We start from the raw sequence: 20,871 nt of genomic DNA, 5'->3' as shown, positions 1-20,871 counted from the left end.
TCCCGGGACCATCCGCACAGGACCAACCGGTCTTGCTCGCTCCCGATCCGAACCTCAGCGGATGCGAGCGCGCAGACCGTCGAGGATCAGGTCCAGGCCGAAGCGGTGCCGCTCGCCGAAGCTGCCGGCGCCGATGTGCACGACAGTGCGCGCGAGCGCCGGGTAGGCGCCCGCGGTGACCGCGGTGGCGAGCGCCCCATCGCCGTCCGGCGCGCTCTGCTCCTCGGCCACGAGGCCGAGCGTGAAGTACACGAGCGTCCACGCCGTCCACGCCGCGTCGGCGTCGCCGCAGCCCGAGCCGAGCAGTGCCGCGACCAGCGCGTCGGACAGCCCGAGGGTGTTCGGCCTGGCCACGAACGTGCCCGCGACGACGGCGGCTCCGTCCCGGTGCCGCAGCAACGCTGCGCGGTAGCGGCGGACCAGTTCGCGCACGCGCGGCTCCCACTCCTTGGGCAACCGCTTCAGCGACACCTCGCCGACGATCTCGTCGGCCATCAGGTCCTGCAACCCGGCCTTCGAGCCGACGTGCCAGGACACCGTGTTGAGCCGCACGCCGAGCCGGTCGGCGACCGCGCGCAGGCTCACCGCCTCCGCTCCCCTGTCCTCCAGCAGTTCCAGCGCCGCCCGGGCGATCTCCTGCTGCCGCTCGCTCATCCCGCGATCCTAAACCGGGCGGCGGCCCGCAGCGGCCGGACCTCGCTTGTTCAACGGACAACGCACTCTTGTTCACTGACCAACACAGCCACTAGTGTTGGTCAGTGAACAAGAGGAGGTTCCATGGACGAGGTCGTCATCGCCGGGGCCGGGCCGGTCGGGCTCCGGCTCGCCGCGGAACTGCGACTGGCCGGGATCGGCGTCACCGTGCTCGAACCGCGAGCGGCTCCCGATCAGCGCTCCCGGGCGCTCACCATCCATCCCCGCACCATCGAGCTGCTCGCCTCGCGCGGACTGCACGAGCAGTTCCTGACCGAAGGCGTCCGCATTCCCAGCGGGCACTTCGGGATGCTCGACGACCGGCTCGACTTCCGGCTGCTCGACACGGACTTCCAGTACACGCTCGCCATCCCGCAGGCCCGCACCGAGGAGTTGTTCGAGCAGCACGCGCGGGCCGCGGGCGCGACGGTCCTGCGTGGACACCGGGTCGCGAAGGTCGTCGACAACGGCAGCTCGGTCACGGTCGAGGCCGAGGGGCCGGACGGCGCATACGCGCTCGAAGCCGGGTACGTGGTCGGCTGCGACGGCACCCGCAGCACCGTGCGGCGGTCGGCGGGCATCGGCTTCCCCGGCACCGCCCACACCATGCTCGGCTGGCTGGCAGACGTGGTGCTGGACGCACCACCGGCGGGCAACTTCGCCACCGTGGCGACCGAGCGCGGCGGGGTGATGATCGTGCCGCTGCCCGGCGGGCTGCACCGGCTCGTCGGGCAAACCCCGGACGACCTGCGGACCGACTGGCCCGGTGAGCCGACCCTCGACGAGGTGCGGGCCAAGGTCACCGCGATCACCGGCACCGACCACGGGATGCGCTCACCGGCCTGGCTGTCCCGGTTCGGCAACGCCAGCAGACAAGCCGAGCGCTACCGCGCGGGCCGGGTGCTGCTGGCCGGAGACGCCGCGCACCAGCACATGCCCGCCGGTGGTGTCGGCCTCAACGTCGGGGTGCAGGACGCGATGAACCTCGGGTGGAAGCTCGCCGCCGTGGCATCGGGAGCGACCTCCGAGGACCTGCTGGACAGCTACCACGACGAGCGGCACCCGGTCGGCGTCGACCTGCTGGAGAGCACGCAGGCGCAGAACGCGCTGTTCGCCGCGTTCTCGCCGGACGGCCAGCAGCTGCGCGCACTGCTGTCGAAGCTGATCGCCGAGCAGCCGGAGTTCTCCCGCGCCCTGGCCGAACGGCTCTCCGGCCTGGCGGTGCGCTACCCGCCGGCGGATCCGGGCGCGCACCCGCTGACCGGCCTGCGCGCCCCGAACCTGCGGTTCGGCGACGGCACGTGCCTGTTCGAGCGGCTGCGGCCCGGCCGCCACGTGCGGCTCGACTTCACCGGTGGGCGGGACGAGCTCGCCGAAACCCGGCCGGACTGGGCATCGGTCCGCGCGGCGCTGATCCGACCGGACGGCCACGTGGCCTGGGCGACCGACCGGGCCGTGAAGTCGTTCTGAGCTCCTGCGATCGGCGCCACTACTGCGTTTCGTAGCCGAGGCGGGCGGCGAGGAGCTCGGCCGCTTCCGCCACCGCCCGGCCGAAACCCTCCTCCGATTCCTCGGTCAGGCGGCTCATCGGGATGTTGACGCTGAGGCTGGCCACCGGCCGCTCGGGTTCGGCCACCACCGCGGCCGCCACCGAGCCGACGTCGGTGCGCCACTCGCCGTGGTTGACCGCGAAGCCGCGCAGGCGGATCCGCTCCAGCTCGGCGAGCATCTGGTCCGGGTCGGTGATCGTGCTGTCGGTGTAGCGCGGGAGTTCGCCGATCGCAAGGCGTTTGAGCACCTCGGCGCTGCTGTGCGCGAGGACCGCCTTGCCGTTGGCCGATGCGTGCAGCGGCAGCGCGTGCCCGAGCGACATGCTGATGCGCAGCGGCTTGGAGGTTTCCAGCCGCTCGATCAGGACCACCTTGTCCTCCTCCGGGACGGTCAGGTGGATCGTCTCCTCGGTGCGCCGCCGCAGGTCCTCCATGATCGGCCGGGCCGCGTCGCGCAGTCCGAGGTCGCCGCTGGCCCGTCCGCCGATCGAGAGCGCCTTGGTGGTCAGCGCCCACCGCTTGACCTCGCCCTCCGCCGGGCGGATCCAGCCCGCTTCGCCGAGCGTGAGCAAGGCGCGCTGCGCCGTGCTCTTCGGCATGTCCAGCGCTCTGGCCAGTTCGCCGACGCCGATCGGCTGGCGCGCGGCGACTTCTTCCAGCACCCGCAGCGCGTTCAGGACGTTGCGCATGTCTTGACTCCGTTCATCCGGCTGCCTACTCTCGCCGCGCTCCAAATCGGCACAGCGTACCACCACACGGCACAGCGGCGGGGAAAGAAGGCTGTGCGATGAGCCCCGAGTCCTGCTCAACCGCACCTAAGGGGACCGTGATGCAACCCAGCCACAAGAAACCGCACAACGCGAGCTCAATCCCGGACGCAACCACCACTGACAATCGCGGAGAGACGGGACTGATGAGAGCCGGACGGCACTTCCTGCAGATCCCCGGACCGACCAACGTTCCCGACCGGGTCCTGCGCGCCATCGCGCAACCCACCATCGACCACCGCGGGCCGGACTTCGCCGAGCTCGCGCTCGACGTGCTGCGCCGGATCAAGCCGGTGTTCGGCACCAGCGGCCCGGTGGTGATCTACCCGTCCTCGGGCACCGGGGCCTGGGAAGCCGCGCTGGTCAACACCCTCTCCCCCGGCGATCACGTGCTCGCCTTCGAGACCGGCCACTTCGCCACCCTGTGGCGCGACATGGCCGAGGGGCTCGGGCTGGTCGTGGACTTCGTCCCCGGCGACTGGCGGCACGGAGTCGACCCGGCGGTGGTGGCCGAGCGGCTGGCCGCCGACACCCGGCACCGCATCGCCGCCGTGATGGTGGTGCACAACGAGACCTCCACCGGCGTCACCAGCCGGGTGCCGGAGATCCGGGCGGCCATCGACCGGGCCGATCACCCGGCGCTGCTGCTGGTGGACACCATCTCCTCGCTGGGCTCCATCGACTACCGGCACGACGAGTGGGGCGTGGACGTCACGATCAGCTGCTCGCAGAAGGGCCTGATGCTGCCGCCCGGCCTGGGTTTCAACGCGATCAGCGAGAAGGCGCTCGCCGCCGCCGAAGGAGCGCGGCTGCCGAAGTCGTACTGGAACTGGGCGCCGTTCCTCGAAGCCAACGAGCGCGGGTACTACCCCTACACCCCGCCCACCAACCTGCTCTACGGGCTGCGAGAAGCGTTGGCGCTGCTCGAATCCGAAGGGCTGCCCGCGGTCTTCGCCCGGCACGACCGGCACGCCGCGGCGACCAGGGCCGCCGTGCGCGGCTGGGGCCTGGAGGTGCTGTGCGCCGACGAGCGCGAGCACTCCAGCGCGCTGACCGCGGTGCTGCTGGACGAGGAGCACGACGCGAACAAGGTCCGCCAGATCATCCTGGACCGCTTCGACATGTCGCTGGGCGCCGGGCTGGGCAAGGTCAGCGGCCGGGTGTTCCGCATCGGCCACCTCGGCGACTTCAACGACCTCACGCTGGCCGGAACCCTCTCGGGCGTCCAAATGGGACTCGAGCTGGCCGGGGTTCCCGTCGACCCCGGCGGGATCCGGGCCGCACTAGAGGTGCTGCGCGCCTGACCGCTGACACCGGACGGAAGGGTTCCGAGATGACCGCCTCCACCACCCAGCAGACCCTCGGCGCACGTCTGGAGCGCGCGCTGCGCGACGCGCTCGACGGCGAGGTCGCCTTCGACGACTACACCCGCCACCTCTTCTCCCGCGACGCCAGCATGTACTCGATCACGCCGCTCGGCGTCGCCTTCCCGCGCCACGCCGACGACGTCGCCGCCGCGGTGCGGATCGCCGCCGGGCTGGGCGTGCCGATCGTGCCGCGCGGCGCGGGCACCAGCCTGGTCGGCCAGACCGTCGGGCCCGGCCTGGTGCTCGACACCTCCCGGCACCTGAACCGGATCCTGGAGATCGACCCGGTGGCGCGCACCGCGCTGGTCGAGGTCGGCGTGGTGCAGGACCAGCTCAACCAGGCCGCCGCCGAGCACGGGCTGATGTTCGGCCCGGACACCTCCACCAGCAACCGGGCCACCATCGGCGGCATGATCGGGAACAACTCCGCGGGCAGCGGGTCGCTGACCTACGGCATGACGATCGATCACGTGCGGGCGCTGGAGGTGGTGCTCGCCGACGGCTCGCGCACCCGGTTCGAGCCCGTCGGCGAGGCCGAGCGGCGGCGCCGTGCCGCGGCCGACACCCTCGAAGGGCGGATCTACCAGGCGCTGCCGGAACTGGCCGAGGCCAACGCCGCGGTCATCGAGGAGAAGATGCCCGCGTTCTGGCGCCGCGCCTGCGGGTACCGGCTGGACCGGCTGGGCGAGCCGTTCGACCTGGCGAAGTTCGTGGTGGGCGCGGAGGGCACGCTGGTCGTCGCCACCCGCGCGCTGGTGGACCTGGTGCCCAAACCCGCGCGGACGGTCTACGCCGTCGGGCACTTCACCGACGCCGCGAGCGCCATCTCGGCCACCACCGACGCGCTGGCCTGCGATCCGCACCAGGTCGAGCTGATGGACCGCACGATCCTGGAGCTGTCCCGGCAGAAGATCGAGTTCGCCGATCTCGGCACCGTCCTCGTCGGCGACCCGGGCGCGCTGCTGTTCGTGTCCTTCACCGGCGACGACGAGGCGCAGCTGATCGCCAAGCTGGACCAGCTCGACCGGCAGTGGCAGCGCAGCGGGCACGGCTACCACACGCTGCGCGCGGTCACCCCGGCCGAGCAGGCCGCGCTGCTGAAGGTCCGCAAGTCCAGCCTGGGCCTGCTGATGGCCGCCGGGGAGGGCACCCGCCGCCCGCTGGCCTTCGTCGAGGACACCGCCGTGGACCCGGTCCACCTGGCCGAGTACACGAAGCGGTTCAAGGAGATCCTCGACGAGCACGGGATGGAGGCCGGGTTCTACGGGCACTGCTCGGTGGGCTGCCTGCACATCCGCCCGTTCGTCGACCTGACCGACCCGGCCGAGGTCGCGAAGATGCGCACCGTCGCGGAGGCGGTCAAGGACCTCGTCGCCGAGTACGGCGGGGTGAACTCCAGCGAGCACGGCGACGGGCTGGCCCGCAGCGAGTTCAACCGGGAGATCTTCGGCGACCAGCTCTACGAGGCGATGCGCGAGGTCAAGCGGCTCTTCGACCCGGACGGCGTGCTGAACCCGGGCAAGATCGTGGACGCGCCGCCGATGACCGAGAACCTCCGCGACCGCGACGCCCTCCCACCCGCCCCACCGCTGCGGACCTCGCTGGAGTTCGAGGTCGTCGGCGGGATGCGCGGCGCGGCGGACCGCTGCATGAACATCGGCGCCTGCCGGAAGTCGACCGCGGGCGTGATGTGCCCGTCCTACATCGCGACCAAGAGCGAGGAGCACTCCACCCGCGGCCGGGCCAACGCGCTGGTGAAGGCGCTGTCGGAACCGGATCCGCACGCCGCGCTCGGCGACGAGCGGCTGCACGAGATCCTCGACCTCTGCCTGATGTGCAAGGCCTGCAAGAGCGAATGCCCGATGAGCGTGGACATGGCGTCGTTGAAGGCCGAAGCGCTGGCGCACCACCACGAGATCCACGGAACGCCGCTGCGGTCGCGCGCGTTCTCCGCGATCCGCGCGCTCAACCGGCTCGGCTCGGCCACCGCGCCGCTGTCGAACCTGCCGGGCCGGATCGGTTTCCTGCGCCGCCTGCTGGAGCGCGCGCTCGGCATCACCGCGGCCCGGCCGCTGCCGGTGTTCCACCGGGAGAACCTGCTGCGCTGGTTCCGGCGGAGGCCCGCTGCCGGCGGTCCGCTCGGCGCGGTCACCTGGCTCGCGGATTCCTTCACCACCTACACCGAGCCGCACATCGGCCGGGCGGGCATCGAGCTGCTGGAGCGGGCCGGCTGGCGGGTCGAGCTGGCCGGAGGCGGCTGCTGCGGCCGGTCGAGCATGTCGAAGGGGATGCTGGCGGACGCGAAGGAGAAGGCCGCCGCGCTGGTCACCTCGCTGCACCGGGACACCGCGCCGGATTCGCCGATCGTCGGCTGCGAGCCGTCGTGCGTGCTGATGCTGCGCGAGGAGCACACCGCGCTGCTGCCCGGCGCCGCGTCGGTGGCCGACCGGGTCAAGCAGGTCGAGGAACTGCTCGTCGAGGCCATCGACGCCGGGCGGCTGGCGCTGCGCGCGGATTCCTGGCTCGCCGGGCGGCGCATCGTCTTCCACGGCCACTGCCACCAGAAGGCCGAGGTCGGCACCGCCGCCACGATGGCGCTGCTGCGCCGGATCCCGGGTGCGCAGGTGGTGGAGATCGACGCGGGATGTTGCGGGATGGCGGGTTCGTTCGGGTTCGAGGCGGAGCACTACGACACCTCCATGACCGTCGGCGGCGACCGGCTCTTCCCCGCGCTGGCAGCCGAATCCGAGGAGACCGTGGTGGCCGCGACCGGTGTGTCGTGCAGGCAGCAGATCTTCCACGGCGCGGGCCGCACCGCCTGGCACCCGGTGGAGCTCGTGCGCGAGGCGCTGGCGCGATGCGACTAGTCCGCTACCGCCGCGACGGGCGGACGGGCCGGGGTGCCGTCGTCGGGGACCTGGTGCACGAGCTCACCGACGGCGTCCCGGGCCGGGTCGTCGGAGAGCTGGGTGAGGTCCGGCTGCTCGCGCCGTGCGAGCCGCGCGTGATCGTCTGCGCGGGCAGCAACTACGCCGACCAGATCGCCGAGAAGGGCAGGCCGTGGCCCGAGCAGCCGGCGCTGTTCCTCAAGGCTCCCAACGCGATCGTGGGCCCGGGCGACGAGATCCTCCGGCCGCCCGAGGTGCGGCGCCTGGAGTACGAGGGCGAGCTGGCCGTGGTCATCGGCCGGACCGCTCGTGGTGTTCCGGCCGATCGCGCCGCGGACTTCGTGCTCGGCCACACCTGCGCCAACGACGTCACCGCGCACGACTGGCGGGCCGACGGCCAGTGGACGCGGGCGAAGAGCGCGGACACGTTCTGCCCGCTGGGCCCGTGGATCGAGACCGAGCCGCCGGACCCGGCGGCGATGCGGATCACCACCCGGCTGCGCGGTGCGGTCGTCCAGCGGGGATCGGTCGCGGACATGGTGTTCGGGATCGGTGAGCTGCTGGCCTTCGTCACCCGCTGGATCACCCTCGAACCCGGCGACGTGCTGCTCACCGGCAGCCCCGCCGGAGTGGGGCCGATGGCGCCCGGGGACGACGTCGAGGTGGAGATCTCCGGTATCGGCACCTTGCGCAACGCGGTGGCCGAGCGGCCCTGAGCGCCGGCAGCGAGGAGGAGGTGGTGCTCCAGGACGAACGCCCAGCGGGCCCGGCCACCCGCGCGAAGCGGTCGACGTGCGCACCGGAAGCGGCGCGATCCCGCGCCGCACCAACGAGATCCGCCACACCAACGCACCCCCTGCGAGCCACCGTCAGCCTCGAGGAGTGTCGATGTCCCCACAGGTAATCTCGATCATCGGCCTGGTACTGATCTTCGCCCTAGCGACCCTGCGCTCGGTGAACATGGGAGCGGTCGCGTTCCTGGGCGCCTTCCTGCTCGGCACGTTCGTCTTCGGCCAGTCCAGCGACGACCTGTTCGCCGGGTTCCCGGGCGATCTGTTCGTCACCCTGGTCGGCGTCACCCTGCTGTTCGCCATCGCCAAGGCCAACGGCACGGTCGACTGGCTCATCCACAGCGGGGTCCGGGCCGTGCGCGGCCGGATAGCGCTGATCCCGTGGGTGATGTTCGTGATCACCGGCCTGCTGACGATGGTCGGCGCGGTGGTCCCCGGCGCGGTGGCCATGATGGCGCCGATCGGGCTGAACTTCGCCACCCGCTACCGGATCAACCCGCTGCTGATGGGCCTGCTCATCATCAACGGCGCGAGCGCGGGCGGCTTCTCGCCGATCAGCATCTTCGGCAGCATCACCAACGGCGTCGTGGAGCGCAGCGGGCTGCCGGGCGATCCGGTGCTGCTGTGGATCAGCTCGATGCTGTTCAACCTGCTGCTCAGCGTCGCGGTGTTCTCCCTGTTCGGCGGCCGGAAGCTGCTGGGCCGCCGGGTGACCACCGAGCCGGGACAGCCCGGCGGGCCGGGCGCCACGACCGCGGTCCGGACCAGCACCTTGAACGCGCAGCGGACCACGACGCTGGCCGGGCTGCTCGCGCTCGCCGTCGGCGCGCTGGCGCTGGAGTTCGACGTGGGCCTGCTGTCGCTGAGCATCGCGACGGTCATCGTCCTGCTGTGGCCCGAGGTCACCAAGAGGTGCGTGGCCGAGATCGCCTGGCCGACGGTGCTGCTGGTCTGCGGCGTGGTGACCTACGTGAGCCTGATGGAGGGCGTGGGAACCATCGAGTTCCTGGGCGACGGGGTCGTCGGCATCGGCGTTCCGCTGCTGGCCGCGTTCGTCATCTGCCTCATCGGCGGCGGGGTGTCCGCGTTCGCCTCCACCACCGGCATCCTCGGCGCGCTGATCCCGCTCGCGGTGCCGTTCCTGCAGACCGGTCAGGTCGGCGCGGTCGGGCTGATCATCGCGCTGGCCATCTCGTCGTCGGTGGTGGACTCCTCGCCGTTCTCCACCAGCGGCGCGCTGGTGGTCGCCAACGCCCCGGAGGAGCAGCGCGATGCCACGTTCAAGGGCCTGATGGTCTGGGGCATGAGCATGATCGCGGTGGCCCCGGTGCTGACCTGCGCGATCTTCGTCCTGCCTGGCTGGCTCTGACGGCTCACCGCGTGCTGGCGAACCGCTCGCGGTAGTGGGTCGGCGTGGTGCCCAGGTGGCGGGCGAAGGCGCGGCGCAGGGATTCGTCGGTGCCCAGCCCGCTGCGGCTCGCCGCCGAGGTGACGCTGTGCCCGTCGAGGAGCAGCTGCTGGGCCCGGTCCAGGCGGACGCGCTCGACCCAGCGGGCGGGCGTGGTGCCGAGCTCGGCGTTGAACAGGCGGGTCAGGTGCCGGGTGCTCACGGCCGCGGCGGCGGCCATGGCCGGCAGGCTGTGATCGGCGGCCGGGTCGGCGACCACGGCCGCGAGCACCTCGCGCAGCAGCTCGTTGCGCGCCGGTGGCGTGGCGATGGCCGTGGAGAACTGCGACTGCCCGCCGGGGCGTTGCAGGAACACGACCATCTCCCGCGCCACGGCCCGCGCCACCTCCGGCCCGTGGTCGTCCTCCACCAGCGAGAGCGCCAGGTCGATCCCGGCGCTGATGCCCGCAGAGGTGAGGTAGCGGCCGTCGCGGACGTGGATGGCGTCCGGTTCCACCCGCACCCGCGGGTAGCGGCGGGCCAGCGCCGCGGCGTGCCGCCAGTGCGTGGTCGCCCTGCGGCCGTCGAGCAGTCCCAGCTCGGCGAGGACGAAGGCACCGGTGCAGACCGACGCGACACGTCGCGCCCGAGCGGCGAGCCCGCGCACCGCCTCCAACAGGTCGTGCTCCGGCGGCTGCTCGACGAGCCGGTCCCCGCCGGCGATGACGACCGTGTCGACCGGCCCGGCTTCGTCCGCCGCGACGGCCCCGGCCAGCGCCGGTCCCGAAGAGGTGGCGACCTGCCCACCGCGCGGTGACACCAGCAGCAGCTCGTACGGGTGCCCGAGGCGGCCTGCCTGGTGCAGCACCTCGTACGGGCCGCTGACGTCGAGCGCGGTCACCCCGTCGAACACCACGACCGCGACCCGCCGGGTCATGTCCGAATCCGTGGTTCTTCTGGCTTGAAGGACATGGCACCAGGGTAACCGTCCGGGCGAAGCTGGATCCGTCGCCGAACGAGGAGGAGCGCAGGATGGCGGAATCGATCGCGGGCGTGCAGATCCCGGACAGCCCGCTGGCCCGGGAGGCCACCGAGCTGGTGCGCGAGGCCGCACCCGGGCTGCTGTTCGACCACTCCCGGCGGGTGTTCGTCTGGGGCGCGCTGCGCGGGCGCGAGCAGGGACTGCGGTTCGATCCCGAACTGCTCTACGTGGGCGCCATGTTCCACGACCTGGGCCTGACCGAGCGGTACCGCCGCACCGACCAGCGCTTCGAGATCGACGGCGCCGACGAGGCCCGCGAGTTCCTGCGCGCGCACGGCATCACCGGCGAGCCCGCCGAGCGGGTGTGGACGGCCATCGCCCTGCACACCACACCCGAGATCCCGCTGCACATGGCGCCGGAGATCGCGCTGGTCACGCGAGGTGTCGAACTGGACGTCCTGGGCATCGGCTACCACGCGGTCACCGACGAGCAGCGCGCCGCCGTGGTCGCGGCGCACCCCCGGCCGGACTTCAAGAACCGGATCCTCGCCGCCTTCGCCGACGGCATCGCCGACCGCCCGGAGACGACCTTCGGCAACGTCAAGGCCGACGTCCTCGCGCACTGCGTCCCGGGGTTCGAGCGCGGCGACTTCGTCGAGGTGATCAAGAACTCCGACTGGCCGGAGTGACCGTCCGGTGCGGACGACGCCGGGTCTGCGGACCGAGGTTCATCCGATCCGCTTACAAGGGCGCTCCGGCAGCCGTGTTCCAGCTGCTCAGAACGGGAACACGGAGCGTGATGAGCCTCGTCCGCCTGGTGCTGTGACGGCTGCGTGATGGGGTGGTGACGGGCGTTGTGGCGTACTCACGGCAGCGGTTCGTGCCGCTGTTGGAAGGTCTGAACGCGAACTAGGGGGAAGCATGTTCGAACACCTCTCGGTGGAGCTGCTGCCGGAGCGCAAGGCACTCGGCGGCGGCTGGTGGGGCGGATTCGGCGACATCGACCAGGACCTCTACCTGGATCAGAGCGTCGATGTCGACGTCGACAACGACTCCTGCTACGGCGACGTCGACGTGACCGCCTTCAACAACGCCAACATCGACCAGAACGCCCACTGACCGGCTTCTGGACTTCTGGCCGCCCACCGCAGCTGCGCGCGGTGGGCGGCCACGTCGTGCGCCTACGAACCGGCCAGGGCCGCCAGGGCGTCGAGCTGCTCGGGGTCTTCGAGGGCTGATCCGACCGCGACCACGCGGGCTCCCGCGGCGAGGAAGTCACCGGCGTTGGCGGCGCTGATCCCGCCGGTCGCGACGAACGCGACATCCGGGAACGGGCCGTGCTGCGCAGTGATCCACGCCGGACCGAGCTGAGCCGCGGGGAACGCCTTGAGCCAGCGGTGGCCGTCGCGCACGGCCCTGGTGATCTCGCTCGCGGTCGCCACCCCGGGCAGGTGCGCGAGCCCGCGCCGAGCGGCCGCTCCGGCGATTTCCCGGTCGTAGCCGGGAGAAACGGTGAACGCGGCGCCTGCCGAAGCCACCTCCTCGACCTGTTCGGGCGCGATGACGGTTCCCGCGCCCACCGGGTGCCCCGCTTCTCGGCCCGCGGCGATCGCAGCGCGCAGCGCGGGCAGGTGCCCGGCGGTCATGACCGGCACTTCGACCAGTTCGATGCCCACTTCCCAGGCTCGGCGGCACAGCTCGACGGTGCGCTCCGGCGGGTACCCGCGCAGGATCGCCATCACCGGAATCCGGGAGTACCGCTGGAAGAACTCCGCCGCCGTCATCGCGCACCCTCCGCCCGCCGCCGCTTCCAGCCGCAATGCTACGTCCGCACCGCCGCCGCTCCCGCAGCCGGGAACCGATCGCGCCGCACCCTGGTGGATCTCGCCGCAGGGGTGTACAAGATCTGAACAGTTAGCGGCGAGTGGTTCGGTCCACGCTCGGCTCGCGTGAAATCTCATCCGGCGACGCGACGGGAGACGGCATGTCACAGCCAGGGACGGGAGCCCCAGCGGGAGGCATGGGCCGGCGGAAGTTCCTCGGCTACCTGATCGGCGGCACCGGGCTGGTCGCCGCCGCGAACGCGGGGCTGCTCAGCTCGCCGGGTGAGGCGAACGCGCTCACCGCGCCGGTGCCCGCGGATCTGCTGGACCTCAACGACGTGCTCACCGCGGCCGCGCTGCCGACCTCGCAGCTGATCAAGGTCGAGGTGCACGAGGACGGCACGGCGTCCTTCGAGTTACCGCGCGCCGAAGTGGGCCAGGGCATCACCACCTCCATCGCGATGATCATCGCCGAGGAGCTGGACCTGCCGCTGGAGAAGGTGCGCGTCACGCTGGCGCCCGCGCGGCCGGAACTGCTGTTCAACCAGCTCACCGGCGGGTCGAACACCATCTTCGCGATGTACACACCGGTCCGGGTCGCGGCCGCGCTCGCCAAGCTGGCGCTGCTGGAGGCCGCCGCCGCGCTGCTCGGCGACGCCGTCGAGCACCTCACCACCAGGGCCGGTGAGATCATCGGCAGCACCGGCCGGGTGCTGCCCTACGGCGAACTCGTGCCGAAGGCCGCGGTGCCGACGACCACCGCGCGCGAGGTGCAGCTCAAGCCGGAGTCGGAGTTCCGCGTGGTCGGCACCCCGCAGAACCGCAAGGACGCCTACGCCGCGGTGACCGGGCAGAAGCAGTTCGCGATGGACCTGGAGGTCGACGGCGCGCTGCCCGCGATGGTCTGCCGTCCGCCGACGATCGGCGGCAGCGCGGCGAGCGTGCTGAACTCCGCCGAGGTCAAGGCCATGAACGGGGTCACGCACGTCGAGATCGTGCCCAGCGGTGTCGCCGTCCGGGCGCACACCTTCGGCCAGTGCATCGACGCCATCCGCGCGCTGCGGGTGCAGTGGAAGCCCGGCACCGCCGAGGGCGCCTCCGACGACTCGATCCGGGCGGAGATCAAGTCGGCGGAGCTGCCGATGGTGGTGCCGCACCTGCCGGTGCTGGCCGAGACGATGGACTTCGACTTCACCTTCTACTTCCGCAGCGGTTCACCGCTGGAGCCGAACTCCGCGGTCGCCGACGTGCGCGAGGACCGCGCCACCATCTGGGCCTCGGCGAAGTCGCCGATCGCGGCCAAGCAGGAGATCGCCGCGACGCTGGGCATCCCGAGCGGCAAGGTGACGTTCAACGTCGTGGAGGGCGGCGGTTCCTTCGGCCGCAAGCTGTTCTTCGACGGCGCGCTGGAGGCGGCGATCGTCTCGCGGGCGTGCCGGGCGCCGGTCCGGCTGATGTGGCACCGCGCCGACGAGCCCCGGCAGGGGCGGTCGCACCCGATGGTGACGGCGCGGATCCGCGTCGCGCACCTGGGCGAGCAGGTGCTCGGCTTCGAGCACCGGCACACCGGGGTGGCCGTCGACTTCACCCACGGGCTCGGCGAGGCGATCACCGCCACCGCGGGCAAGCTGCCGATCGCGGGCAACCTCAGCCTGGCCGAGACGATCTTCGAGACCACCCAGTTCATGCCCTACGACTTCGGCGTCATCAACCAGAAGCTGATGGAGACCGGCGCGCACGACCGGTTCCCGACCAGCGCGGTCCGCAACGTCTACTCCCCCGACGTCCGCGCCGCCAACGAGCTGGTCGTCGACCAGATCGCGAAGAAGCTGGGCAAGGACCCCTACGAGTTCCGGTTGGCCTACCTGCGCAAGGAGCGGGTCAAGCGGGTGCTGCAGAAGGTCGCCGAAGCCGGTGAGTGGGGAAGGCCGATGCCGCCCGGCACGGCGCAGGGCATCGCGATCCACGAGGAGTACAAGGGCGCGTCGGCCTGCCTGGTGGAGATCGACTGCCGCCCGGAGACGGTCAACCGCGTGGTGCGCGACGCGGTGACCGGGCCGCTGGTCACGAAGGTCACCTTCGCCGTCGATCCCGGCCTGGTCATCAACCCCAAGGGCGTCGAGGCGCAGATGCAGGGCGGCATCAGCGACGGCATCGCGCTGGCGCTGACCAACTCCAGCCACCTCACCGACGGCCGCTTCCTCGAAGCCAGCTGGGACAACTCCGCCTACACGCGGCAGTGGAACACCCCGCGCGAGATGGAGGTCTTCGTGCTGCCGAGCGACAACCCGCCCGGTGGCGCGGGAGAGGCCGGGGTCGCCTCCGCGTTCGCCGCGACGGCCTGCGCCTACACCAGGGCGGTCGGCAAGCTGCCGCAGTACTTCCCGATCAACCACCACGACCCGCTGCACTTCGAGCCGAAGTCGTTCATCCCGCCGGTGCCCGCCTCGCCGACCGACGGCCTGGACCACACCTACTGAGCCCGGCCGCCAGGTTGAAATCCTCATCCACTCCAGGAGGTTCCGGCTGATGCCCACCCACACCTTCAAGGTCAACGGCGAGACGGTCACGGTCGAGGCCGACGACCGCGAGCGGCTGCTCTGGGTCCTGCGCGACCTGCTCGGCATCCGCGGCCCGAAGTACGGCTGCGGCATCAACGTCTGCAAGGCGTGCACCTCGCACATCAACGGCAAGGCGTTCAACCCCTGCGCGGTACCGGTCGGCGAGCTGTCCGCCGACGACGAGGTGACCACGATCGAGGGCCTGCCCGCCACGGTCGGCCGCGAGCTGCACCCGATGCAGGAGGCGTGGCTCGAGCACGACGTCGCGCAGTGCGGTTACTGCCAGCCCGGCCAGATCATGGCGGCGGTGGCCAAGGTGAACCAGGCCCGCCGGGAGGGCCGCGAGATCGACGACGAGCTGCTGGACGAGATCCGCAACGTCTGCCGGTGCGGCACCTACTACCGGATCCGCGAGGCGATCAAGACCGGCGCCGAGCGGATGTGACGACGGCGCGGACTTCCCCACCCGGCCCCTCGTCGGGCGGGGAAGTCCGGCGGTTCAACGGCTTTCGGCGAGCTCGGGGTTGTTCTCGGCGGGCAGCTCCAGCGCGGGCAGCGAAGCCCGGATCTGCTCGCGGTCGGGCTCCAGCCACGGCGGCAGCTTCAGCGCGCGCCCCAGTTCCAGCAGCGGTTCGTCCACGCCGAACCCGGGCTCGTCGGTGGCGATCTCCTGCAGGACTCCGCCGGGTTCGCGGAAGTAGATCGAGTGGAAGTACTGCCGGTCCAGGATGTCGGTGACGTCGTAGCCCTTGTCCTCGAGCTCGTCGTGCCACGCCCGCTGAGCGGCGTCGTCGGGAACCCGCCAGGCCACGTGGTGCACCGTGCCGCCCGCGACCACACCGCGCGGGGCGCTCGGCTCGACCTGCACGTCGACCAGCGCACCCGGGCCGCCGTCACCGGCGGCGAAGCGCAGGCGGTTGCCGTCCTGGTGCCGGAACCGCAGCCCCAGGTCGTCGACGAGCATCTCGGCCGTCGCGGCTTCCTGCGCCACGGTCATCGTCACCGAGTGCAGGCCCCGGACGGCGTGCTCGCCCGGCACCAGCGCGGTGTCCCACGGGTCTCGCGGGTCGCCTTGCGGGTGCGCCACGAGCGCGATGCCCAGGCCGTCGGGGTCCCGGAAGGCGAGCCGGTCCTCCTCGTCGGAGTTGGTGATCCGGCTCGTCGGCACACCGGCGGCCGCGAGGTGCTGCTGCCACCAGCCGATCGAGTTCGCCGGGACCGAGAACGCGGTGGTCGTGGCCTGTCCCGCGCCGTGGCGGCCGTCCTCGACGCCGTCCCACGGGAAGAAGGTCATCAGCGTGCCGGGCCGGCCCTCGGCGTCGCCGTAGTACAGGTGGTAGGTGCCCGTGTCGTCGAAGTTCACCGTCGTCTTGACCAGGCGCAGCCCGAGGGTGCGCAGGTAGAAGTCGGCGTTGCGCTGCGGATTCCCGCCGATGGCCGTGACGTGGTGCAAGCCGGTTGTGCTGATCGACATGACCGCCTCCTGCGGTTGACGGGATGCTGCTGCGCGGGCTCCGGCCGGGCATCCGGTCGCGCCACCGAATGCCCGGCCGGAGTTCGTCAGGCGCGGCCGTTCTTGAGCGCCTGGGCCACGCTCACCACGCGGCGGGCCTGCACGGCCGCGGCCGCGCGCGTGGTGTCGTCCACCTTGTTCGCGCCCTGCGCGTCGACGTGGCTGGTGCCGTAGGGGTTGCCGTCGGCGAACTTCGCGCCGTCGGTGTAGCCCGGGGCCACCACGATGCCGCCGAAGTGGTGGAAGGTGTTGTACAGCGCCAGCAGCGTCGACTCCTGGCCGCCGTGCGTGGTCGAGGTCGAGGTGAACCCGCTGTAGACCTTGTCCGCCAGCAGGCCCTGCGCCCACTGCCCGCCCAGCGTGTCGATGAACTGCTTGAGCTGCGAGGAGATGTTGCCGAACCGGGTCGGCGAGCCGAACAGCACGGCGTCGGCCCACACCACGTCGTCGGCGGTGGCCTCCGGCACCGAGCTGGTGGCGTCCACGTTGGCCCGCCACGCCGGGTTGCTGTCGATCGCCGCGTCGGGCGCCAGTTCGGCGACGCGCCGCAGCCGGACCTCCGCGCCCGCGGCCTCCGCCTCGGCGGCCAGCGTGTTCGCGATCTCGGTGCCGGTACCCGTCGACGAGTAGTAGATGATGCTCAGCTTCACGTTGCCCACGGCTGATGACTCCTGTTCGCGAGGGCGGGCGGCGAAACACCCCCACCAAATCTCTTACGCGGAAGACGCTACCGCCAACTTCTCTTCCGCGCAAGAATTCACCGGCACAGATTCGACTGAGACGTGCATCACCCGCGTCGATGTCACAGGACGGCGCGCAGTTCCGTCTCGGGTGGTGACAGCACTTCGACACGAGGAGCACACCGTGGACGCACGACTGGACTACCAGGCGGCAGGCCCGATCACCACGAAGGTCTTCAAGCACGTGATGTCGGCGGGCCAGGCGCTCAAGGAATCGCCGCTGCCCGCCGAGACGAAAGAACTGGTGGCGCTGCGGGTGAGCCAGATCAACGGCTGCGCCTTCTGCATCGACATGCACACCAAGGACGCCATCGCGGCCGGGGAGAGCGCGGTGCGGCTGAACCTGGTCGCGGCGTGGCGGGAGGCCACCGTCTTCACCGAGGCCGAACGCGTCGCGCTGGAACTGGCGGAGGCGGGCACCCGGGTCGCGGACGCGGCCGGCGGTGTCGGCGACGAGCTGTGGAAGCGGGCCGCCGAGCACTACGACGAGGAGCAGCTGGCCGCCCTGGTCGTCCTGGTCTCGTTCATGAACATGGTGAACCGGTTCAACATCATCACCCAGCAGCCGGCCGGTTCCTACGAACCCGGCCAGTTCGGCTGAGCCCGACACGGGGTTCGTCCCCTCCTCCGCGATTTCAAGGGAAGTCGGACATCCGATTTCCCTTGAAATCGCGGGAGTTCTCCACAACCGTCGGTGTGCCGGCGCGCGGCACGCCGACGGTCCGCCACACCGGCGGCGGGACCCGGTGGTGACGTCGGTGCCACGGGTGATGATCAGTCGTACCGAAGAACGGAGTCGTGGTGGACAAGCTCGCGGAGTTCGAGGAGCTGCGGCCGCTGCTCTTCTCGATCGCCTACCGGATCCTGGGCAGCGTGGGCGAGGCGGAGGACGCGGTGCAGGAGACGTGGCTGCGCTTCGACGGCTCGTCGACCCGGCCCGCCTCGACCAAGGCGTTCCTGTCGGCGACGATCACCCGGATCTCGATCGACGTGCTGCGCTCCGCGCGGGTGCGGCGGGAGGAGTACGTCGGGCCGTGGTTCCCGGAACCGCTGCTCAGCGATCCGTACCAGGACCCGGACCGGTCGGCGGAGCTGGCCGACTCGGTGTCGATGGCGCTGCTGCTGCTGGAACGGCTCAGCCCGCTGGAGCGGGCGGTGTTCGTGCTGCGCGAGGTGTTCGCCTTCGGGTTCGACGAGATCGCCGAGGCGGTCGGGCGGTCGGAGGCGGCGTGCCGGCAGCTGGTGGTGCGGGCCCGGCGGCACATGCAGGACGGCCGCCCCCGGTTCGCCGCGGACCGCCGCCAGCGGCAGGAGCTGGCGACGCGGTTCCTCGGCGCGCTCAAGGACGGCGACGTGGGCGAGCTGCGGGAGCTGCTGGCCGCCGACGTGCAGCTGATCGGCGACGGCGGCGGCAAGGCCCCGCAGGTGGCCACGACCATCTCCGGGGCGGAGAACGTGGCCCGCCTGCTGGGCGCGGTCTTCCCCCGGTTGTCCGGGATCGGCGTGACCTTCGAACCGCACGAGGTCAACGGCCAGTCCGGCACCGTCCTGCGCGACCGGGCCGGGAAGGTCCTCAACGTCATGGTCCTGGACGTGCTCGACGGCAAGATCCAGACCATCCGCGGCGTGCTCAACCCGGACAAGCTGGGCCACCTCGGGCCGGTCGCCGACGCCTGGGCGCTCACCCGGGAACTGCGGCAGGACTGACCGCGAATGCCCGTGAGCCCTGGGCGGTGCTCACGGGCCCGCGGTGGTCAGCTGCGCTTCTGCGCGGCGATCTCCTGGAGCCGGGCGAAGGCCGCGGACCGGTGCGGTTCTTCCGGTCGCACCAGCGGTTGCGTCTCCTCCATGATCTGCGGCTCGCCCAGGTACGCGATGCGGTCGTGGTCGAGCCGGCGGTACGGCTGCACGAGCTGCAACCCGGCCGGGCGGCCGAGCTCGTAGACCTCGATGAACACCGCGCCTTCTTCGTCCTGGTCGTCCGGGAAGTCCCCGCCCCAGACCAGCGCGGCGCAGCGGACCACCGCCGGGTCCAGCGACGCGAGCTGCTCGTGGCCGAAGTCCAGTCCGCCGCCCACCGTGGGGTTCTGCTCGTCGTCGACCAGGCGCCACATGTCACGCGTGCCGTCCAGGCCCTCGACGGCGGCGAACGGGACCATGATGATCGCTTCCGGTTCCACGTCCTCGATGCCGACACCGATCGTGTCGAGCATGAACTTCTTGGCCTCCGGGCCGAGGTTGGGGTACTCGACCGGCTTGCGGTCCGCCGACACCAGCGGTTCTCGCTCGTCGTCGAGCAGCATCGGGTTGCCGATCAGCACGACCTCGTCGCCGCGCCGCTCGTAGCGCTGGCACATCAGCACGCCGAGCGAGCGGTCCAGCTGGTGGCCCTCGACGAACACCGCCTCGGTCCGGCCGCCGTCACCGGTGAAGTAGCCGTCGTAGATCAGCGTCACGAAGTGGGCGTCCTCGTCGAGGTCGCGGAGCTTCTCGCGGCCGAGGGCCACGCTCTGCTCCTGCGTCCACGGTTCGTCATCGTCGCCGATGAGCTTCATGATGTGCTTCGAGCCGTCCGCGCCGAGGATCGTCGCGAGCGGGACGAAACCGTTCGCGTCGAGCTTCGCGTAGTCCACGCCGAGATCGACGGCGTCGAAGAGGAACGCGATCGACCGGTCGTCGTGGCCGTCGAGCGTGGGGCAGCCGGGAGGCATGCGGTCACCTCCTGCCTTCGCGCACGCGTAATCGGGTTCGCACCGCGCAGCCGCGGGCTTCGTTGATCAACATGCCGGTCACGCTAGCAACACCGGGCGACGCCGAAGGGCGTTTTCCGCTGAGAGCTCCGCGGTTCCCGGACCGTCCGCAGCAGACAGTCGCACCAGGACACCGTTGTCCCGCAGCGGTTCAGGCGTTGGCGCGGACCGACAGCACGACCTCGGACTCGTCGTGCGGCAGGTAGATCACGTCGATCACCATGCCCGGCTGGGTCTTCGGCAGGAACTCGGGCGCCAGCGCCTTCTCCTGCGCGACGTCGAAGGTGGTGCCGTCGGCGCGGGTCACCCGCAGCTCGATGCGGATCACCGCGCGGTCGCGGTGGATCTCCCCCGTCGGCTGCGCGGAGAGCACCACGGCGCGCCCCGGCACGCCGCGCTCGGCGATGTCCAGCTGGCGCGGGGTCATCTCGCCGGTGGCGACCCGGATCCGGTTGAACGCGGCCTGGAGCTCCTGCTGCGAGGCGTCGGTGGCGAGCACGACCTTGCCGTCGGCCGACCCGGGCAGGTACCGCACCGGCATCTTCGCCCCGGCCTGGACGGCACCCGCCTCGTGGACCAGGACGATCTGGCGGGCCGAACCGCGGAAGGTCGTGCCGTCCTCGGTGTCGACGTCCATCACGAACTCCAGCTGCGGCTGGTCGTTGACCCGCAGTCCCGTCGGGCGGACCGACACCACGGTGCCGATCCCGATCGCCGCGCCCCGGAACTGCTTGGCCTTGACCCCGCCGCCCACCGATCGATCCGTCGCGAACAGCATCGGGACGACGGTCACCAGCATGATCGGGCCGGTCATGCCGACGCCCACCAGCTCGCCCGTCGTGCTCAGCGACACGATCCACTTCGCCGTCAAACCGACGCTCAGCGCCAGCATTCCCCACTTGACGATCTTGAGGATGCCCATCTCAGCAACCCTTCCGCTTCAAGGACTCGGACGACGCCGAGTCTGCTGCGCTGATGCCGTCTACCGATCACAGCAATGCGCGCGCGGAGGAGGCGCGGATCACGTCGCGCGCCCGGCATCGAAGATGAAGAACTTTC

General features: G+C 71.3%; 19 protein-coding genes. 11 read left to right on the top strand and 8 right to left on the bottom strand.

The window, feature by feature from the left end:
- Positions 1-54: 54 nt before the first annotated feature.
- A complete protein-coding gene (locus tag OU416_RS01390; RefSeq protein ID WP_270924926.1) occupies positions 55-654 on the bottom strand; it encodes a TetR/AcrR family transcriptional regulator in 600 nt (199 codons plus the stop codon).
- Between the two features lie 123 nt (positions 655-777).
- Between OU416_RS01390 and OU416_RS01385 the strand changes: the two genes are divergently transcribed.
- Positions 778-2,163, top strand: a complete 1,386-nt coding sequence (locus tag OU416_RS01385; RefSeq protein WP_270924925.1) for an FAD-dependent monooxygenase — start codon at positions 778-780, stop codon at positions 2,161-2,163.
- A 19-nt stretch (positions 2,164-2,182) separates the two neighbouring features.
- On the opposite strand, the gene OU416_RS01380 is transcribed toward OU416_RS01385, so the two are convergent.
- Positions 2,183-2,932 (bottom strand): IclR family transcriptional regulator, encoded by a 750-nt coding sequence (locus tag OU416_RS01380; protein ID WP_270924924.1) that lies wholly within the window; start codon positions 2,930-2,932, stop codon positions 2,183-2,185.
- A gap of 224 nt (positions 2,933-3,156) precedes the next feature.
- Here OU416_RS01380 and OU416_RS01375 point away from each other — a divergent pair, with 224 nt between their 5' ends.
- The 4 genes from OU416_RS01375 (at position 3,157) to OU416_RS01360 (ending at position 9,425) form a co-directional block, all read left to right on the top strand.
- Positions 3,157-4,314, top strand: coding sequence for a pyridoxal-phosphate-dependent aminotransferase family protein (locus OU416_RS01375; protein WP_270924923.1), 1,158 nt, complete (start codon positions 3,157-3,159; stop codon positions 4,312-4,314).
- A gap of 29 nt (positions 4,315-4,343) precedes the next feature.
- Entirely contained in the window at positions 4,344-7,244 is a 2,901-nt protein-coding gene (locus OU416_RS01370; protein WP_270924922.1) for an FAD-binding and (Fe-S)-binding domain-containing protein, read from the top strand.
- On the top strand, positions 7,235-7,981 hold the full coding sequence (locus OU416_RS01365; protein WP_270924921.1) for a fumarylacetoacetate hydrolase family protein: 747 nt from the start codon (positions 7,235-7,237) through the stop codon (positions 7,979-7,981). The genes OU416_RS01370 and OU416_RS01365 overlap by 10 nt, the downstream gene beginning before the upstream one ends.
- Positions 7,982-8,153: 172 nt before the next feature.
- Entirely contained in the window at positions 8,154-9,425 is a 1,272-nt protein-coding gene (locus OU416_RS01360; RefSeq protein ID WP_270924920.1) for an SLC13 family permease, read from the top strand.
- Between the two features lie 4 nt (positions 9,426-9,429).
- Here OU416_RS01360 and OU416_RS01355 read toward each other — a convergent pair whose 3' ends face one another.
- On the bottom strand, positions 9,430-10,380 hold the full coding sequence (locus tag OU416_RS01355) for a GlxA family transcriptional regulator (protein WP_270924919.1): 951 nt from the start codon (positions 10,378-10,380) through the stop codon (positions 9,430-9,432).
- A 95-nt stretch (positions 10,381-10,475) separates the two neighbouring features.
- Here OU416_RS01355 and OU416_RS01350 point away from each other — a divergent pair, with 95 nt between their 5' ends.
- Together OU416_RS01350 and OU416_RS01345 are read left to right on the top strand one after the other, a co-directional pair.
- Entirely contained in the window at positions 10,476-11,114 is a 639-nt protein-coding gene (locus OU416_RS01350) for an HD domain-containing protein (protein WP_270924918.1), read from the top strand.
- Between the two features lie 232 nt (positions 11,115-11,346).
- The gene (locus OU416_RS01345) at positions 11,347-11,544 is read left to right on the top strand and encodes a hypothetical protein (RefSeq protein ID WP_270924917.1); all 198 of its coding nucleotides are present in this window, start codon (positions 11,347-11,349) and stop codon (positions 11,542-11,544) included.
- Between the two features lie 62 nt (positions 11,545-11,606).
- Here OU416_RS01345 and OU416_RS01340 read toward each other — a convergent pair whose 3' ends face one another.
- Complete coding sequence (locus OU416_RS01340) at positions 11,607-12,209, bottom strand: bifunctional 4-hydroxy-2-oxoglutarate aldolase/2-dehydro-3-deoxy-phosphogluconate aldolase (protein ID WP_270924916.1); 603 nt, start codon at positions 12,207-12,209, stop codon at positions 11,607-11,609.
- A 236-nt stretch (positions 12,210-12,445) separates the two neighbouring features.
- Here OU416_RS01340 and OU416_RS01335 point away from each other — a divergent pair, with 236 nt between their 5' ends.
- Positions 12,446-14,728, top strand: coding sequence for a molybdopterin cofactor-binding domain-containing protein (locus OU416_RS01335; RefSeq protein ID WP_270924915.1), 2,283 nt, complete (start codon positions 12,446-12,448; stop codon positions 14,726-14,728).
- 49 nt (positions 14,729-14,777) lie between these two features.
- Complete coding sequence (locus OU416_RS01330; protein ID WP_270924914.1) at positions 14,778-15,254, top strand: (2Fe-2S)-binding protein; 477 nt, start codon at positions 14,778-14,780, stop codon at positions 15,252-15,254.
- A gap of 54 nt (positions 15,255-15,308) precedes the next feature.
- Here the strand turns inward: OU416_RS01330 and OU416_RS01325 are convergent, their stop codons facing one another.
- Both OU416_RS01325 and wrbA read right to left on the bottom strand, forming a co-directional pair.
- The gene (locus tag OU416_RS01325; RefSeq protein ID WP_270924913.1) at positions 15,309-16,283 is read right to left on the bottom strand and encodes a ring-cleaving dioxygenase; all 975 of its coding nucleotides are present in this window, start codon (positions 16,281-16,283) and stop codon (positions 15,309-15,311) included.
- Positions 16,284-16,369: 86 nt separating this feature from the next.
- Positions 16,370-16,981: an NAD(P)H:quinone oxidoreductase gene (gene wrbA / locus OU416_RS01320; RefSeq protein WP_270924912.1), complete on the bottom strand. Its 612-nt coding sequence runs from the start codon at positions 16,979-16,981 to the stop codon at positions 16,370-16,372.
- A 205-nt stretch (positions 16,982-17,186) separates the two neighbouring features.
- Between wrbA and OU416_RS01315 the strand changes: the two genes are divergently transcribed.
- Positions 17,187-17,663: a carboxymuconolactone decarboxylase family protein gene (locus OU416_RS01315; protein ID WP_270924911.1), complete on the top strand. Its 477-nt coding sequence runs from the start codon at positions 17,187-17,189 to the stop codon at positions 17,661-17,663.
- 200 nt (positions 17,664-17,863) lie between these two features.
- Positions 17,864-18,769: an RNA polymerase sigma-70 factor gene (locus OU416_RS01310; protein WP_270924910.1), complete on the top strand. Its 906-nt coding sequence runs from the start codon at positions 17,864-17,866 to the stop codon at positions 18,767-18,769.
- Positions 18,770-18,816: 47 nt separating this feature from the next.
- On the opposite strand, the gene OU416_RS01305 is transcribed toward OU416_RS01310, so the two are convergent.
- Positions 18,817-19,773: a hypothetical protein gene (locus tag OU416_RS01305; protein WP_270924909.1), complete on the bottom strand. Its 957-nt coding sequence runs from the start codon at positions 19,771-19,773 to the stop codon at positions 18,817-18,819.
- 190 nt (positions 19,774-19,963) lie between these two features.
- Complete coding sequence (locus tag OU416_RS01300; protein ID WP_270924908.1) at positions 19,964-20,734, bottom strand: hypothetical protein; 771 nt, start codon at positions 20,732-20,734, stop codon at positions 19,964-19,966.
- Positions 20,735-20,871: the final 137 nt, after the last annotated feature.

This window comes from Saccharopolyspora indica (assembly GCF_027853965.1).
Classification (GTDB): Bacteria; Actinomycetota; Actinomycetes; order Mycobacteriales; family Pseudonocardiaceae; genus Saccharopolyspora; species Saccharopolyspora indica.
Note: the sequence above shows the minus strand (reverse complement) of the source record. Positions and strands in the feature narration are given on the sequence as shown.

Bases quoted from the DNA above. Each gene is read 5' to 3' on its own strand.
- OU416_RS01365 (WP_270924921.1), top strand. From the start codon at position 7,235: ATGCGACTAGTCCGCTACCGCCGCGACGGGCGGACGGGCCGGGGTGCC.
- OU416_RS01375 (WP_270924923.1), top strand. From the start codon at position 3,157: ATGAGAGCCGGACGGCACTTCCTGCAGATCCCCGGACCGACCAACGTT.
- OU416_RS01325 (WP_270924913.1), bottom strand. From the start codon at position 16,283: ATGTCGATCAGCACAACCGGCTTGCACCACGTCACGGCCATCGGCGGG.
- OU416_RS01380 (WP_270924924.1), bottom strand. From the start codon at position 2,932: ATGCGCAACGTCCTGAACGCGCTGCGGGTGCTGGAAGAAGTCGCCGCG.
- OU416_RS01360 (WP_270924920.1), top strand. From the start codon at position 8,154: ATGTCCCCACAGGTAATCTCGATCATCGGCCTGGTACTGATCTTCGCC.
- OU416_RS01300 (WP_270924908.1), bottom strand. From the start codon at position 20,734: ATGGGCATCCTCAAGATCGTCAAGTGGGGAATGCTGGCGCTGAGCGTC.
- OU416_RS01330 (WP_270924914.1), top strand. From the start codon at position 14,778: ATGCCCACCCACACCTTCAAGGTCAACGGCGAGACGGTCACGGTCGAG.
- OU416_RS01350 (WP_270924918.1), top strand. From the start codon at position 10,476: ATGGCGGAATCGATCGCGGGCGTGCAGATCCCGGACAGCCCGCTGGCC.
- OU416_RS01355 (WP_270924919.1), bottom strand. From the start codon at position 10,380: ATGACCCGGCGGGTCGCGGTCGTGGTGTTCGACGGGGTGACCGCGCTC.
- OU416_RS01385 (WP_270924925.1), top strand. From the start codon at position 778: ATGGACGAGGTCGTCATCGCCGGGGCCGGGCCGGTCGGGCTCCGGCTC.
- OU416_RS01335 (WP_270924915.1), top strand. From the start codon at position 12,446: ATGGGCCGGCGGAAGTTCCTCGGCTACCTGATCGGCGGCACCGGGCTG.
- OU416_RS01390 (WP_270924926.1), bottom strand. From the start codon at position 654: ATGAGCGAGCGGCAGCAGGAGATCGCCCGGGCGGCGCTGGAACTGCTG.
- OU416_RS01305 (WP_270924909.1), bottom strand. From the start codon at position 19,773: ATGCCTCCCGGCTGCCCCACGCTCGACGGCCACGACGACCGGTCGATC.
- OU416_RS01340 (WP_270924916.1), bottom strand. From the start codon at position 12,209: ATGACGGCGGCGGAGTTCTTCCAGCGGTACTCCCGGATTCCGGTGATG.
- OU416_RS01345 (WP_270924917.1), top strand. From the start codon at position 11,347: ATGTTCGAACACCTCTCGGTGGAGCTGCTGCCGGAGCGCAAGGCACTC.
- OU416_RS01370 (WP_270924922.1), top strand. From the start codon at position 4,344: ATGACCGCCTCCACCACCCAGCAGACCCTCGGCGCACGTCTGGAGCGC.